The following is a 16,165-nucleotide window of genomic DNA, read 5'->3' as shown; positions in this document are numbered from 1 at the left end:
CCAACATGGAAGGAGTCGAAGATGCCTAAGAACCTTATGGTGACGCCCGAAGAAGTGAGGAAAAGGGCCACGTTGAAGATAGATCCCATCCCCCTCAATCAGTACAGGGGTAATACCGAGGAAGAGCTCGCGCGATACGGGAAGGAGCGTCTGCTGCGTATCTACTACGACATGAGGACCATCCGCGAGTTCGAGTCCATGCTCGATGCGATAAAGAAGCAGGGGGCATGGGAGGGTATCAAGTACGATCACAAGGGGCCCGCCCACCTGTCGATCGGCCAGGAGGCCGCTGCAGTAGGCCAGGCACTCAACCTCGACGTCGAGGACTTCATCTTCGGAAGCCACCGGAGTCACGGCGAGATCCTCGCGAAGTGCTATTCGGCCATCTGGAAGCTGGATGAGCAGCGTCTCAGGGAGGTGATGGAGGGCTATCTCGACGGGGAGATCCTCGCGGTGGTGGACCGGATTCCCCACACCGACGTGAAGGACCTCGCCGAGAACTTCGTGCTCTATGGAACACTCGCCGAGATCTTCGCACGAAAGACGGGTTTCAACCGGGGGCTCGGTGGATCCATGCACGCCTTCTTCGTCCCCTTCGGGGTGATGCCCAATAACGCCATCGTGGGAGGCTCGGCCGACATCGCGGTGGGAGCAGCCCTCTACAAACGCATCAATCGGAAACCCGGGATCGTGATCGCCAACATAGGCGACGGCTCCACGGGATGCGGACCGGTCTGGGAAGCGATGATGCTCGCCAGCATGGACCAGTACCGGAAGCTGTGGCCCGAAGAGGTGGGAGGTGCCCCTCCTATGCTCTTCAACTTCTTCAACAACTTCTATGCCATGGGAGGCCAGACGTTCGGCGAGACCATGGGCTACCAGGTACTCGCGAGGATAGGGGCAGGGGTGAACCCCGAGAACATGCATGCGGAGCGGGTGGACGGCTACAATCCGCTCGCGGTGGCGGATGCCGTCGCCCGGAAGAAGGAGCTGCTCCTCGCGGGGAGGGGTCCCGTGCTCCTCGATACCGTCACCTACCGGTTTTCCGGACACTCGCCCTCCGATGCCTCCTCGTATCGCACGGAAGATGAGGTGAAGCGGTGGGAGAAGGTGGATCCACTCAAGGGGTATGCGGACTATCTGGTGAAACACGGGATCGCCACTCCCGAGGATCTCCGGAAACTGGACGAGAGGGTGCGGCAGAAGCTCATCCCCGTGGTGAAGCTCGCCACCGACGATGAGGTCTCACCGCGGGTGCCGGGGACGTTCATAGAGTCGGTCATGTTCTCGAACGACAGGGTGGACCGGTTCGACGATCGGGAACCGGAGGTGCTCCAGTCTCTCGAGGAGAATCCTCGGGTGAAGAGCATCCGGAGGAAGGAACGCTTTGGCCTCGATGCGGAGGGAAAGCCTCTCCCCAAGACCAAGGTCTTCCAACTCAGGGATGCGATCTTCGAGGCACTCGTCCATCGGTTCCTCGAGGATCCCACCATGGCGGCCTGGGGAGAGGAGAACCGGGACTGGGGTGGGGCCTTCGGGGTCTATCGCGGGCTCACCGAGCTCTTGCCCTACCACCGGCTCTTCAATGCGCCGATCTCCGAAGGTGCCATCGTGGGGGCGGGTGTGGGGTATGCGATCTGCGGTGGACGGGCGGTGGTGGAGCTCATGTACTGCGATTTCATGGGCAGAGCGGGGGACGAGATCTTCAACCAGATGGCGAAGTGGCAGGCGATGTCCGCCGGACTCCTCAGGATGCCGCTCGTGGTCCGCGTCTCCGTGGGCAACAAGTACGGGGCCCAGCACAGTCAGGAGTGGTCGAGTCTGGTGGCCCACATCCCGGGGCTCAAGGTGATGTTCCCGGCCACCCCCTACGATGCGAAGGGTATGATGAACCTCGCCCTCAGGGGGACCGATCCCGTGATCTTCTTCGAGAGTCAGCTCCTCTACGACGTGGGAGAGTACTTTGTTCCTGGTGGGGTCCCCGAAGGCTACTACGAGATCCCCGAGGGGCAACCCGCCCTGCGTAAGGAGGGGCGGGATCTCACCATCGCCACGGTGGGGGCTTCCCTCTACAAGGCCGTGGAGGCGGCCTCGGTGCTCGAGTCCCGGTTCGGCGTTTCGGCCGAGGTGTTCGACCTCAGGTTCATCGTCCCCCTCGACCTCGAGCCCATCGTGGAATCCGTGAAGAAGACCGGCCGACTCCTCCTGGTGAGCGAGGCGGTGGAGCGGGGCTCGTATCTCCACACCATCGCCTCGAAGGTGCAGGATCTCGCGTTCGAGTATCTCGACGCCCCTGTGGTGGTGATAGGGAGTCGTAACTGGATCACTCCCGCGGCGGAGATGGAGAGCCTGTTCTTCCCGCAGGTCGACTGGATACTCGACGCCGTGCACGAGCGATTCTTCCCTCTCGAGGGGTATACGCCCTTGGGGATGCATGCCCCGGAGGAGGTGATGCGCCGGTACAGGGAAGGGGTGTAGATGAGGATGGATCCGCAGTTCCAAAAAAAGGAAACGCTCAGGGAGAGGATCAATTCCCCCGGGCTACGGAAAGAGGAGCGACTCGAGGCCCTCTCCCTCTACCTCGAGGAACATGGGCTCGAGGGGAGGAGAGGCGAAGAAGTGAACAATCACATCCACACCTGTTACAGCTTCAGCCCCTATACTCCTTCCATGGCGGCCTTGAGGGCTGCGGAGGCAGGGCTTGCAGTGGCGGGATCGGTGGATCACGATTCCCTCGCGGCCGCTGAAGAGATGGTGGAGGCGAGCAGGTTTCTGGGGCTTGGTGGCATCGTGGGCTTCGAGCTGCGGGTGAGCTTTCGGAACACACCCTTTGGAGATCGAAAGCTCAACAATCCCGATCTCGAGGGTGTGGCCTACATCACGGTACAGGGCATTCCGTCAGGGAAGTGGAAAGAGGCGGAACCCATCCTCGGCCCTGTGAGGGAGGCGAGGGCACGGCGTACCGAACGGATGGTCGCGCGGTTGGGCGCACTTCTCGAGGAAAAGGGGATGCCCGGTCTCCAGTGGGAAGAGGTGGTCTCCCTCTCCTGTCTACGACAGGGGGGAACCATCACGGAGCGGCACCTCCTCATGGCGCTCGCCCACAGGTTCGTACGCACCTACGGAAGGGGTGGGCGCCTCGTCGAGGGACTTGTCCGTGAGTGGGGTCTCGATCCCGGTTCGAGGCTCGCCTCGTATCTTTCCGACCCGGAGAATCCTTATCTGGAATACGATCTTCTCGGCGTGCTCAAGGCCTACTTCCTCGAGCGCATCTACGTGTCTCCCGATGAGGATGAGTGCCCTCCGGTGGAGAGGGTGCTCCCGGGGTTGCTCGATCTCGACGGTGTGGTGGCCTACGCCTACCTGGGGGACGTGAAGGAATCTCCCACCGGCGACAAACGCGCCGAGACCTTCGAGGACGCCTTCCTCGACGAGCTCATTCCCTTTCTCAAGGATCTGGGGTTTCAGGCGGTCACCTACATGCCGCCTCGGAACACGAGGGTCCAGCTCGAGAGGGTACAGGCCCTCTGCAGGAGGTATGAACTCCTGGAGATTTCCGGTGTGGATATCAACAGCCCCCGCCAGTCCTTCAACTGCCCCGATATACTCGGACCCGAGTACCGACATCTCATCGATACCACCTGGGCCCTCGTGGGACACCAGCGTGTCGCGGATCTCGACCCCTCCTATGGCCTCTTCTCCAGCGGAGGGCCTTTCTCCCGGCTCCCCTTTGGCCGGAGGATCGAGGCCTACGCCCGGGTGGGACGGGAAGCGGTCGGGTTGCGGTCGGGAGAGGATGTGGCCGCTCTCGTCGAGAAGATGAAACGGGAGGTGCTATGAGTCTGTCAGAATCGATGCGGAGGGTGCTCCCGTATATCCGTGGAATGCTCATAGGGAGCACCGGAAGACCGGTCCGACTCGTCCCGGTGGTGGATCCGCCGGGTGTTCCTTTCGAGATCGATCTTTCGGAGATGGGAGAGATCACGGAGGAGAGGGTCCTTCACCTCCTCTCCACTGTGGCCGAGGAGTGGCGGGATGAGCGCTCCGGATCACGTTTCCTCCTCGTGCGGCTTCGTGAGGAGGAGCGGTGTTTCCGTGTGGAGGGACGGGGCGGAGGTCCCGGGAGAGGTGAGCCGGGATCCCCCTACGAGGGGCTCTCGACCAAGGGAAGAGAGGATGTCGTGAGGGGAAGGGTAGCGGTGGTCACCGGGGGTGCGCAGGGCTTCGGGGAGCAGATCGTGCGGGGGCTCTGTGCCTCGGGGGCGTACGTGTGCATCGCCGATCTCAACGCAGAAGGTGCGGAGCGCCTCGCCGACGAGATCAACGCCGAGGCGGGGGAACCTGTGGCGTGGGCCGTCCAGGTGAACGTGGCCGACGAGGGTTCGGTGGAGGGGCTCTTTGCCCGGATCGTGGAGGAGGCGGGGGGGCTGGATCTCTGCGTGAGCAATGCGGGTGTGTTGCGGGCCGGCAGTGTCCTCTCCCAGTCCTCCGAGGACTTCCGGTTCGTCACCGAGGTGAACTATGTGGCGTTCTTCCTGGTGACGAAACATGCGGCCCGGATCATGCGGGCCCAGCACCTCCTGGCTCCACGGTGGTACACCGACATCGTACAGATCAATTCCAAATCGGGGCTCGCGGGATCGAACAAGAACGGGGCCTATGCCGGGAGCAAGTTCGGCGGCATCGGCCTCGTCCAGAGCTTCGCCCTCGAGCTGGTCGAGTACCACATCAAGGTGAACGCCATCTGTCCGGGCAACTTCTTCGATGGCCCCCTCTGGTCCGACCCGGAAAAGGGGCTCTTCGTGCAGTACCTCCGGGCCGGGAAGGTCCCGGGGGCCAGGACGGTGGATGATGTGCGACGCTACTACGAATCGAAGATCCCCATGGGAAGGGGATGTACCGGACCCGACGTGATGCGGGCCCTCTACTATATCGTGGAGCAGGAGTATGAGACCGGCCAGGCCCTTCCGGTGGCGGGTGGACAGGTGATGCTCCACTAGAGGAGACAGTGTATGGACTACGCAATCGCAGTGATCGATATCGGCATGACCAACAAGAAGGTCTCGTTCTTCGATGACAGGCTCAACCTCCTCGAAGCCGCCCATCGGACCTTCCCCCCCGTACGGGTGGATGGAATCGAGACACACGACCTTGCAGGTATGGAGGAGTGGTTCCTGGAGGAGCTCTCCCGATACGCCGATCGGTTTCCCGTGAAGGCGGTGGCAGTGACGGCCCATGGGGCCACCGCGGTGTGCGTGGACGAGCAGGGGGAGCCGTGCGTCCCCTGCGTCTACTATACCCACGAGCCCGGTCCTGCCTTCCACAGGGAGTTCTTCGAGCGGTTCGGAGATCCCCTCGACCTCCAGCGACGGACGGGTACGGCCGAGTTCAAGGCGCTCATCAATCTCGGGAAGGGGCTCTATTTCGTGAAGCAACGCTTTCCGGAAGGATGGGCCCGTACGAAGTGGATCCTCTCCTACCCACAGTATTGGGGGTACAGGCTGACCGGGCGAATAGGGGCGGAGTGGACCTACCTGGGGTGTCACACCTATCTCTGGGATTTCCTCGCCGGAGAGTACTCCGAGGTGGCCCGTTCCATGGGCATCCTGCCCCTCCTCCCCCGGGAGATACGAAGACCGTGGGACAGCCTGGGAACCGTCTCGGAGGTCGTGAGCGATCGAACGGGTCTGGCCCCTAATACGATCGTCACCCTGGGGATACACGACTCCAACGCATCCCTCCTCCCGTATTTCGTCACGGAACGGGTGGGCGATTTCGTCCTCAACTCCACGGGCACCTGGTGTGTACTCATGAACCCCACTGATCGTTACCGGATGGAAGAGGAAGAGCTCGGCAAGGTGGTGTTCTACAACATCTCCGCCATGGATACCCCGATCAAGACTGCGATATTCAGGGGAGGGGCCGAGTACGAGGCGTACAGGGAGCTCATCAGTAGGTATGCCGCGCTCGATGAGGATCCGGATTTCATACCCATGGACTACGTGGATTTCCTGCGAAGGTCGGATACCTTCATCCTCCCCGAGCTCATCCCCGGTTCCGGCCAGTTTCCCGGCTCGCCTCCGGGTATCGTCGAGGGGGGACGGTGGTTCCCCTATGAAGAGATCGTACGGGGTGGGAGGGTCCCTCCCGTGCTTCGCGAAGGGAAGAGGGCCTACACGGCCCTGACGGTCTCCCTCGTGTTGCAGACCCTCGTCGCACTCCGGAGGATAGGCCTGCGAAAGGGACAGAAGGTCTTCATAGAGGGAGGATTCCGGAGAAACCAGGCCTATTGCCTCCTCCTCTCATCGGCACTTCCGGATCATCCGGTCTACCTTTCGGATCTCACGGAGGCGACGAGTTTCGGAGCAGCCATGACGGGGCGGATGGCGCTCACCGGCAGCGGTATCGAGGAGCTCTCCGGTGACACCTCGATACGGTACACCGAACTGGAGAAACACGACGTGCCCGGCCTCAAGGAGTATGAACAGGCCTGGCTCGATCTCATAGCACAGCACACAGAGAAAGAGAGGTGAGTGTATGAAGACCAAGGCGGTACGCCTCTATGGTGTCATGGATCTGAGGCTCGAGGAGTTCGAGCTCCCGGAACCCAAGGACGATGAGATACTCGCCCGGGTGGTCTCCGATTCCATCTGTATGTCGAGCCACAAGCTGGCGATGCAAGGGGAGGCCCACAAGCGGGTGCGCCACGATCTCAAGAAAAATCCCGTCATGATTGGGCACGAGTTCTGTGGTGTGATAGAGAAGGTGGGAAAGAAGTGGGCGCACAAGTACAGAGAGGGTGACAAGTTCGCCATCCAGCCGGCCCTCAACTACAAGGGGACGCTCTGGGCGCCGGGGTATTCCTACGAATACATAGGAGGAGACGCCACGTACGTCATCGTCCCTAACGAGGTGATGGAGATGGACTGCCTCCTTCCCTACACGGGGGAGGCCTTCTTCCTGGGATCCCTCGCCGAGCCGGTCTCTTGTATCGTGGGGGCCTACCACGCGCAGTATCACACCCATCCCGGCTCCTATCACCACGAGATGGGGGTGAAGGAGGGGGGGAGCCTCGCCCTCCTGGCGGCTGCAGGACCCATGGGGCTCTGCGCGATAGACTATGCCATCCATGGTCCGAGGCGGCCCCGACGCGTGGTGGTCACCGACATAGATCAGCGGCGGCTGGATCGTGCAAAGGAACTCATTCCTGTGGAGGAGGCCCGCAAGGAGGGTGTCGATCTCCTCTATGTGAACACCTCGGGTGCGGAGGACCCGGCGGACCTCCTCAAGGGACTCAACGACGGGCAGCCCTATGACGACGTGTTCGTCTTCGCTCCGGTGAGGGCCGTAGTGGAGCTGGGGGACCGTCTGCTGGGACCCGACGGGTGTCTCAATTTCTTCGCCGGCCCCACCGATCCCGAGTTCAAGGCGGAGCTCAACTTCTACAAGGTGCACTACGAAGGCCACCATCTCGTGGGAACCTCGGGCGGCAACACCGACGACATGCGAGAGGCCCTCACCCTCATCAGCGAGGGCAGGCTCAATCCGGCCGCCATGATCACCCACGTGGGGGGCCTCAACGCCGTGATCGATACCACACTCAATCTGGACAAGATTCCGGGTGGAAAGAAGCTCATCTACACCCACAAGAGACTCGATCTGGTGGCCATAGAGGACTTCGAGGAGAGGGGAAAGTCCGATCCTCTCTATGCCGAGCTCGCGAAGATCTGTGCGCGACACCACAACCTCTGGAACAAGGAAGCAGAAGACTACCTTCTCGCCCACGCGCCCGACATCTGATCAGAGGGAGGAACCCATGAGGATGCGCCTTAAGTTCGGTCTCATCACGCTTCTCGTCTTCATGGGGTTCCTCTTCGTCATCGTCCTCAACTTCGTCATCCTCGCCCGTATCGAGTCGATCACCGAGGTGGCACGGACTTCAGATCGACTCCTGGACGAGGTGAGGAGACTTCGAAATCGGGTGAAAGAGACCATGATCGCTGCCTTCTCTCCCGGAATCTACGGGAGCCTGAAGGACGTGGTCTACTTCGATCCTCCCGTATCCCTCGTGAGGAACCTCCGGAGTGAGAGCGAGAGCTTTTTCTCGCGCCTCTCGGGGTTCCTCGAGAGTGCCCCGCTCCAGAGACTGGTACGCCAGGGGATGCTCCAGAACGAGTACGAGACCGCCCTCATCATGAAGGACAAGGCGGCCTCCCGGCTTCGGGAGTTCTGCGAAGGGATGGAGCTCTTGCAGGAACGGGATCTCTTCGGTGATCCTACGCTCTACGCCACCATCCAGTCTTCGACGGACCCGAGGCTCATACGCATCTTCAGCACGGCCCGCGAGACCTCCTACTACCTGGTGAACAGCTTCGAGGGCTACCTCGGTTACTTCACCGAGGCCCTGGAGGAGGAGGCGCTGCGGAGCAAATATGTGCTCAGGGCTTCCCTCCTTGCCTTCTCGTTCCTCAGTGTGCTCCTCACCACGGTGGTGCTCACCGTGTTCTCCAGGAGGATCGTAGGCCGGCTGCGCGCCGTGGAAAGCGCCATCAGGGATCTCGCGGGGGGGAGGCTCTCCGTCTCGCTGGACTTTCGTTCGGGAGACGAGTTCGAGGATCTTGCGGCCAATTTCCGGAGGTATGCGGGACTCTTCGAGCAGAACATCCGCCGGATGGTGGAAGTAGTACGGGAGGTGGCCACGGAGGCGGTGGCCTACGAGAACAGGATCACGGCCTACGAGCCGGACAAGCTCAAGGGTCTCCTCTCCTATGTCCACCGTGTGCTCGTCGAGTACATAACCAGGGAGGAATCGATCGATGCCGCGGGGATCGCATTGTCCAGGAAGAATGGGTGTACCTGGTCCGTCTACGAGGGTGATCCTTCGCTCCGGGAGGAGGTGGGGGGGCTTCTCAGGGGCATGGAAACGGAACCACCACACGGCGGCGTCCTCCTCGCGGGAAGGGCCGGGATACATCTTCTCGTGGGGCACGTGGGGATCGGGGAGAGGAGCTTCGGTCTCCTCGTGCTGGTTGCGCGGAGGGAGTTCAGCGACCTGGAGCGCATCAGGTTCGAGAACTTCCTCGAACTCGGTGCACTCACGATCGACAACGCGCTCAAGTATCAGGAGCTTCTCGAGCGGAAGCACATGGAGTACGAGACGCTCCAGTCGCAGATAAGCCCCCACTTCCTCTTCAACGTGCTCACCTGCCTCCTCGCTCTCAACAGGATGAAGGAGCATGTGGCCGTGGAGCAGGCGATCTTTTCCCTCAAGGGCCTTCTCCGCTACACCATCGAGAGCAAGGCCGTGGTGCCCCTCCGGGATGAGTTGGGTTTCATCGAGGACTACCTGCGGCTCCAGCAACTCCGGTTCGGAGAACGGCTTTCATGGGAGATCCTGTTCCCCCGCGAGGCCGATGGGCTTCCCTTCCCTAAGCTCCTCCTCCAGCCCCTCGTGGAGAATGCGGTGGTCCACGGGCTCGAGGATGTTTCGGAGGGAGGACACATCTGGATCAGGATCACGGTGGGGGGAGGATTCCTCCACATCACGGTGGAGGACGACGGCAGAGGCTTCCATCTGAAGACGATGAAGGAAGGGGTGGGGCTTACCAACGTGAGGAGGAGGCTGCAGCTCCTCTTCCAGCACGCTCGTCTCGAGATCTCCTCGTCCCCCGGAAAGGGCACGGTCTCCATCGTCTCTATCCCTTTGAAGGAGCTCAAGAGGATTCATGCGCATACTCATCGCTGACGATGAGCCTTTGGCCCGATACACCATACGCAGTCTCCTCGAGGAAGTCGCCCATCCACGGGTCGAGTGCGTCCTCGAGGCCGCCGATATCCGGGAACTGAAAGAGACGATCTTCTCGAGAGAGGTGGATATCGTCTTCCTGGACATAAAGATGCCTGGTGGGAGCGGGTTGGACGCCATGACTCGGATCCTGAGAGAGCGGAGTGACATCCTCTTCGTGGTCGTCACCAGCTATGCGGATTTCGGGTTCGCAAAGACCGCTCTCGAGCTGGGTGCCCAGGGATATATCCTCAAGCCTCCTTCCAGGGAGGAGATGGATGCCATACTCGGTCGGCTCGAGGAGAGCCTCACCCGGCGAAAGAACGAAAGGCGGAAGGCATTGCACCAGTGGTTCGTGGACCTCCATGTCCTTCCGTACCCCGCCGTGAGTTCTCGTCCGAGCTTCCCGGATGGAATCTCGGAACATCCGATCCCCTTGTTCCTCTTTCACCCTGCGATCTCCTATCCGAACTGCAAGGGTGCCTTCGAAGCCGAGGGAGAGAGGCTTCTGGCCGAGGATGACGTGCTTCTCCATTTTCCTTCACACTATGGGGTGGATCTCTGTCTTTTTTGCAGGGAGGAGGGAAGGCTTCAGTCGACGCTCCTCCATCTCATGCACCACCTGCTCGAGCGATCTCCTGAGATACACCCCCTCCTCCTCGTGGGGAGGCCTGCCGCCTCGTCCCACGACGTGGCGGAGTTCTACGAGGAGGCGGTACGCCTGCTTCCGTTCGTCGCCCTGTTTCCTTCGGAGCGTATCCTTCCCCTGACGGTGGTCCAGGAGGCCTCCCGCACCCTCCTGCCCGGAGAGCGAGAGACGTTCGAGAACCTCTTCGCGATCGTTCGGGCCCTCGTGGAGCGCAACGAGGTGGGATTCCTCGATGCGGTGGAGGGTCTCATCTCACGACTACCTGGGCTGGAGGGACGTATCCGCTCGTATGTGGAGCAGTTCCTCCGTCGCTACATGGGGATCGATCGGCCTGCATTGAGGCTCACCGCCGCGGATTTCTCGTCGTGCCCTCTCGCCTCCAGGATGGGGATGCGATCCCGGGATGAGGACCACGATCCGGTGCGGAGGGCCCTCGCCTTCATCAAAGAACACTATACCCGGCCGCTTTCTGTCTCCATGGTGGCCTCGTACCTCAATCTCACCCCCAACTACTTCAGTTCCCTCTTCCATCGACGGACCGGCAAACGCTTCTCCGAATACCTCATGGAGCTGCGTCTCATCAAGGCGAGGGACTTCCTCCTTTCGGGATATTCGGTGAAGGAGGCGGCCCTGGCCGTGGGGTATGCGAGCGTACGCCACTTCTCCCGCATGTACCGTCGGTTCTTCGGGAGATACCCCTCCGAGGAGGGAAGATCGTAGAAAAAGGCACCATCCTGTGAGTTCCTGACACTTCTGGGGTTGCGAGAGCGGGGGTATGATGGGGTGGAACACATTCCAATTCAGGAGGGTCGTATGAAACGACTGATCACGGTACTGGTAGCCATGAGCCTCCTCACCACGGCGCTGTTCGCGAGTGGGGCAGGGGAGCAGGCGGGTGCGGCCGCGGGCAAGAAGCTCCGGATCGCACTCGTGGTGAAGAACCTCGGGAACGGCTTCTTCGAGGCGGCGCGGGACGGCGCCCTGGAGGCCGCCAAGGAATTGGGAGACGTGGAGATCATCTATCAGGGGCCCAGCTCTCCCACGGCCGAGGGGCAGATCGAGATCATCGAGAACCTCATCGCCACCAGGGTGGACGGGATCGCCATCTCGGCGAACGATCCCGATGCCCTCGTGCCTGTGCTGAAGAAGGCGATGGCCCAGGGGATCAAGGTGATCTCCTTCGATTCCGGTGTCTCCGAGGGCGGACGGATCCTCCATCTCGCTCCTTCGGACACCGAGCTCATAGGACGCAGTCAGGTGAAGCTCCTGGGTGAGCTCATCGGTTGGGAAGGCGAGATTGCCATCCTCTCTGCCACGGCCCAGGCCACGAACCAGAATGCCTGGATCGAGTACATGAAGAAGGAGCTCGCCGAGAACCCGAAGTGTAAGAATATGAAGCTCGTGGCGGTGGTGTACGGTGACGACCTGTCCGACAAGTCGTACCGGGAGGCCTTGGGCCTGTTCAAGTCGTATCCCGACCTCAAGGGCATCATCGCCCCGACCACGGTGGGTATCGCGGCTGCGGCCAAGGCCATCCAGGATCAGGGTCTCACCGGCAAGATCCAGCTCACCGGGCTCGGGCTTCCTTCGGAGATGAAGGCCTACATCCTCTCCGGTGTGTGCGAAAAGATGGCCCTGTGGAATCCGATCGATCTCGGTTACAGCTCCACCTACATCCTCTACAACCTCATCAAGGGAAAGAACACCGGCGCCGTAGGCGACGTGTTTTCCTGCGGGAGGATGGGCGAGATCAAGGTGGGACCGGGCGGCGTGGCGGTCATGGGAGAACCGTTCGTGTTCACCAAGGAGAACATAGAGAAGTTCGCCGCGATGTTCTAGGTTCTGTAGAGCGGCCCGTTGCAAGGCCCGGAGGAAGATGTCGCTCCGGGCCTTTCTTTGAGATTCGTAGGAAGGAGCGAACATGGAAACACCTTTGCTGGAACTGAAGGACGTCTCCATGATGTATCCGGGAACCCTCGCCCTCGATGGAGTCTCGTTCAGGATACGTCAGGGAGAGGTCCACGCACTCATAGGGGAGAACGGGGCGGGCAAGTCCACGCTGGTGAAGATCATGAGCGGGGTGCTCACTCCCACGAAAGGACGGATCTTCCTCGAGGGGGAGGAAGTGGCGTTCGGATCCCCCCTGGATGCCCAGAGGGCCGGTATCGCGGTGATCCACCAGGAGGCTGCGGTGTTCCCCGACCTCTCGGTGGCCGAGAACGTCTTCATGAGCAGTCCCGTATATGCCGGGCGGGTTCCCCTCCTCTCGTGGAAGGAGATGCACCGCAGGGCGGCCGCTATCCTCGAGGAACTGGGGGTGCCCCTGGACACCCGGGCGGTCGTGAAGGACCTTTCCACGGCCGAGCGTCAGTTGGTGGAGATCGCGAAGGCCCTCACCCACAGGGCGAGGATCGTGATCATGGACGAACCCACCAGTTCCCTCTCGGCACGGGAAGTGGAGGACCTCTTCAGGATCATCAGGGATCTCAAGGCATCCGGTACGGGGGTGGTGTTCATCTCCCACAAGTTCGAGGAGATCGAGGAGATCGCCGACCACTTCACCGTACTCCGTGACGGGCAATACGTGGGGGAAGGTCAGGTCCGGGAGACGTCCAGGGAGGAGATCATCAGGATGATGATCGGGAGAAAGATGGAACAGTACTATCCCGAGCGGGACTCCCGGCCGGGTGAGGTGGTGCTGGAGGTGAGAAATCTCTCGAGGGAAGGGGTGTTCCGTGATGTTTCCTTCGAGGTGAGGAGGGGAGAGATCCTGGGATTCTTCGGACTCGTGGGATCCGGCAGAACCGAGGTCATGCGGTGTATCGTGGGGGTGGATGCGTGGGATAGTGGAGAAGTGTGCTTCGAGGGGAAAACAGTGCGATTCAGATCCCCCAGGGAGGCGATGCGTCATGGTATCGTGTATGTACCCGAGGACAGACAGCTGCAAGGGTGCATCCTCAACATGAGTATCTGCGAGAACATCACGCTTCCCCTCCTCACGGCGCTCCACAAGAGAGGATGGATCGATCAGGTACGTGAGCGTCGTTTCGCAGAGGAGTATGCGAAGCGGCTCGAGGTGAAGGCTCCCCACGTACACGTGTGGGTGAATGCCCTTTCGGGTGGGAACCAGCAGAAGGTGGTGTTGGCGAAGTGGCTCGCCGCACAGCCCTCCCTTCTCATCCTCGACGAGCCCACCAGGGGTATCGATATCGCCACCAAGGCCGCGGTCCATGCCCTTGTAGCGGATCTCGCGGCTCAGGGGCTTGCGGTGCTCCTCGTCTCTTCCGAGCTTCCCGAGGTTCTCGGTATGGCAGACCGGGTGGTGGTGTTCCACGAAGGGAAGGTCACAGGGGTCTTCGATGCACGGGCGTGTACCTCGGAGGAGATCATGAGAGCGGCCCTCGGACACGGTGAAAGGGGTGTGGTATGAGAGTGCCGAGAGTCATGAAAACCCGTGAGTTCACCCTCTTCGTGTTTCTCGTGGTCTTCGTGGCAGTGGTAGGGATGCGGTCCCCTCGTTTTCTTGCAGTGGAGAACATCTATGACGTGCTCAAGGATTCCTCGGTCCTGATCCTCGCCTCCCTCGCTCAGTTCCTGGTCCTGCTCACCGGCGGGATAGACCTCTCCATCCCTTCCACTATGGCCCTTACGGGGATGTTGCTCGGTATGTTCAATATCGCGGTGCCGAATCTACCCTTCTATGTCTACGTGGGGGGTGCGCTTCTCCTCGGATTCGTTCTGGGCAGTTTCAACGGGATCGTGGTGGCGAGGTTGAGGGTTCCTCCCATCATCACCACACTCGGTACCCTCGCGATGTACCGGGCCCTCGTCTTCCTGGTATCGGGCGGGGAGTGGGTGAGCGCCCACGAGATGTGCGAGAGTTTCGTCTCCATACCCGTGGTGCGATTTCTGGGAATCCCGGCCATCATCTGGTATGCCTTCATCGTCTTCCTGCTGGTGACGTTCTTTCTCACGTATACGTGGACCGGGCGCTCCATCTACGCCACGGGTGACAACAGAAACGCGGCCCGGCTCGTGGGCATAGATACCAGGAAGACGGATTACCTTGTGTTCATGCTCAGCGGGGTGATCTCGGGACTCGCCGGTCTTCTCTATGTGACCCGGTATGCGGCGGCCCAGACCGACAGCGCCACTGGATACGAGCTGCAGGCCGTGGCGGCCTGTGTCATCGGCGGGGTGAGCGTCTTCGGAGGATCGGGAACGAGTACGGGGGTGCTCCTCGGGGCTCTCTTCCTTGGACTCCTCTACAACGCCCTCACCCAGATCAACATCTCGCCCTTCTATCAAATGCTCGTTCAGGGGATCGCCATCCTCATTGCCATCCTCGCCAATACCTTTGCGGAACGCTCGCGGGCCGAAAGGCTCCTCAAGACACGGAGGCACCGGGTATGAAGAACGTGCGACAGGGAATTCGCATCGGAGCCGTGCTCCAGAGATGGGAGGTCATCCTCTCCATCCTCCTTCTCACCATCATGGTGGTGAACGGCATCCTGAGTCCGTATTTCTGGGATGTCCGTAATCTCTTCAATACCACCTTCAATTTCACGGAGAAGTCCATCATCGCCCTCTCGATGGCCTTGGTGATCATCACGGGGTCCATCGACATCTCGGTGGGGTCGATCGTGGCCCTCTCCTCTTTCTGTATGGGATTGGTGGCCTCATATGGAGCTCCCGTCCCTGTGATCGTGCTCGTGGGGCTCCTGGTCGGCACGGTGGCCGGCATGCTCAACGGGTTCCTCGTGGGCTACCTGAGGATCCCGGCGATCGCCGTGACCATAGGGACCATGTCGTTCTTCAGGGGGATCCCCCAGGGCATCCTCGGTGACAAGGCATTCACTACCTATCCGGAGGAGTTCGCATGGCTGGGCCAGGGGTATGTCGGGGGGACGCTCGTTCCCTTCCAGCTCGTGGTCTTTCTCGCCCTCGCCCTGGTGGTGGGGCTCGTGCTCCACTACACGATTTTCGGGAGGATGGTCTACGCCGTGGGACGTAACGAGGTCGCGGCTGTGTTCTCCGGTATACCGGCGAAGCGGGTCAAGTTCGCGGTCTTCACCCTCAACGGGCTCTTCTCGGGCATTTCCTCCGTGTTGCTCACGAGCAGGATACTCTCCACCCGACCGAACATCGCCCAAGGCTTCGAGCTCGAGGCGATCACCATCGCCGTGCTGGGTGGGGTGGCGATCACCGGCGGATTCGGTGGGATTCCGGGTGTGGTGATCGCCAGTTTCGTGATAGGATTCATACGATTCGGGATGGGCCTCATGAACGTACCGGGTCGGGTCATGAACCTGGTGACCGGTGCGCTCCTCATCGTGGCCATCGTGATCCCCGAGTTCATCGCCTTTATGAAGAGAAGGAGAGAGACAGACATCGTGGAAGGAGGGAACGTATGAGACGACACGCCTTTGTGATGCAGCTCAAGCCGGGCTGCGAGGAAGAGTACAAGCGCCGCCACGACCTGATTTGGCCGGAGCTGAAGGACGAGCTTCGCAAGGCGGGAATCTCGGACTACACCATCTATCTGGACCGGAAGACGTACCGGCTCTTTGCGGTCCAGCGCCTCGCGGATGACGAGCGTACGGCGTCTCTTCCCGATCAACCGATCATGCGGCGATGGTGGGAGTACATGAAGGATCTCATGGAGACCAATCCGGACGACTCCCCTGTGGTCGAACCGCTCGAAGAGATGTTCCACATGGACTAGGGGAGGA

General features: G+C 61.0%; 12 protein-coding genes. All 12 read left to right on the top strand.

Annotated elements, in window-relative coordinates:
• Positions 1–21: 21 nt before the first annotated feature.
• The 12 genes from SPITH_RS06840 (at position 22) to rhaM (ending at position 16,158) form a co-directional block, all read left to right on the top strand.
• The gene (locus SPITH_RS06840) at positions 22–2,478 is read left to right on the top strand and encodes an alpha-ketoacid dehydrogenase subunit alpha/beta (protein ID WP_014624950.1); all 2,457 of its coding nucleotides are present in this window, start codon (positions 22–24) and stop codon (positions 2,476–2,478) included.
• Positions 2,479–3,840, top strand: coding sequence for a PHP domain-containing protein (locus tag SPITH_RS06835; protein ID WP_014624949.1), 1,362 nt, complete (start codon positions 2,479–2,481; stop codon positions 3,838–3,840).
• The gene (locus SPITH_RS06830) at positions 3,837–5,000 is read left to right on the top strand and encodes an SDR family NAD(P)-dependent oxidoreductase (protein WP_014624948.1); all 1,164 of its coding nucleotides are present in this window, start codon (positions 3,837–3,839) and stop codon (positions 4,998–5,000) included. Before SPITH_RS06835 ends, SPITH_RS06830 begins: the two co-directional genes overlap by 4 nt.
• A 12-nt stretch (positions 5,001–5,012) precedes the next feature.
• Positions 5,013–6,533, top strand: a complete 1,521-nt coding sequence (locus SPITH_RS06825) for an FGGY-family carbohydrate kinase (protein WP_014624947.1) — start codon at positions 5,013–5,015, stop codon at positions 6,531–6,533.
• Between the two features lie 4 nt (positions 6,534–6,537).
• Positions 6,538–7,800, top strand: coding sequence for a zinc-binding dehydrogenase (locus SPITH_RS06820; RefSeq protein WP_014624946.1), 1,263 nt, complete (start codon positions 6,538–6,540; stop codon positions 7,798–7,800).
• A 16-nt stretch (positions 7,801–7,816) separates the two neighbouring features.
• A complete protein-coding gene (locus tag SPITH_RS06815) occupies positions 7,817–9,745 on the top strand; it encodes a sensor histidine kinase (RefSeq protein WP_014624945.1) in 1,929 nt (642 codons plus the stop codon).
• Positions 9,726–11,153: a response regulator gene (locus tag SPITH_RS06810; RefSeq protein WP_014624944.1), complete on the top strand. Its 1,428-nt coding sequence runs from the start codon at positions 9,726–9,728 to the stop codon at positions 11,151–11,153. The genes SPITH_RS06815 and SPITH_RS06810 overlap by 20 nt, the downstream gene beginning before the upstream one ends.
• 93 nt (positions 11,154–11,246) lie before the next feature.
• On the top strand, positions 11,247–12,272 hold the full coding sequence (rhaS, locus tag SPITH_RS06805) for a rhamnose ABC transporter substrate-binding protein (protein ID WP_014624943.1): 1,026 nt from the start codon (positions 11,247–11,249) through the stop codon (positions 12,270–12,272).
• An 82-nt stretch (positions 12,273–12,354) separates the two neighbouring features.
• Complete coding sequence (locus tag SPITH_RS06800) at positions 12,355–13,863, top strand: sugar ABC transporter ATP-binding protein (RefSeq protein ID WP_014624942.1); 1,509 nt, start codon at positions 12,355–12,357, stop codon at positions 13,861–13,863.
• Positions 13,860–14,846, top strand: coding sequence for an ABC transporter permease (locus SPITH_RS06795; RefSeq protein ID WP_014624941.1), 987 nt, complete (start codon positions 13,860–13,862; stop codon positions 14,844–14,846). Before SPITH_RS06800 ends, SPITH_RS06795 begins: the two co-directional genes overlap by 4 nt.
• Positions 14,843–15,847, top strand: coding sequence for an ABC transporter permease (locus tag SPITH_RS06790; protein WP_014624940.1), 1,005 nt, complete (start codon positions 14,843–14,845; stop codon positions 15,845–15,847). Before SPITH_RS06795 ends, SPITH_RS06790 begins: the two co-directional genes overlap by 4 nt.
• Positions 15,844–16,158: an L-rhamnose mutarotase gene (gene rhaM / locus SPITH_RS06785; RefSeq protein WP_014624939.1), complete on the top strand. Its 315-nt coding sequence runs from the start codon at positions 15,844–15,846 to the stop codon at positions 16,156–16,158. The genes SPITH_RS06790 and rhaM overlap by 4 nt, the downstream gene beginning before the upstream one ends.
• The last annotated feature ends 7 nt before the right edge of the window (positions 16,159–16,165 follow it).

It is taken from the genome of Spirochaeta thermophila DSM 6578 (assembly GCF_000184345.1).
Taxonomy (GTDB): Bacteria; Spirochaetota; Spirochaetia; order Winmispirales; family Winmispiraceae; genus Winmispira; species Winmispira thermophila.
This window is presented reverse-complemented; position numbering and strand designations above follow the sequence as displayed.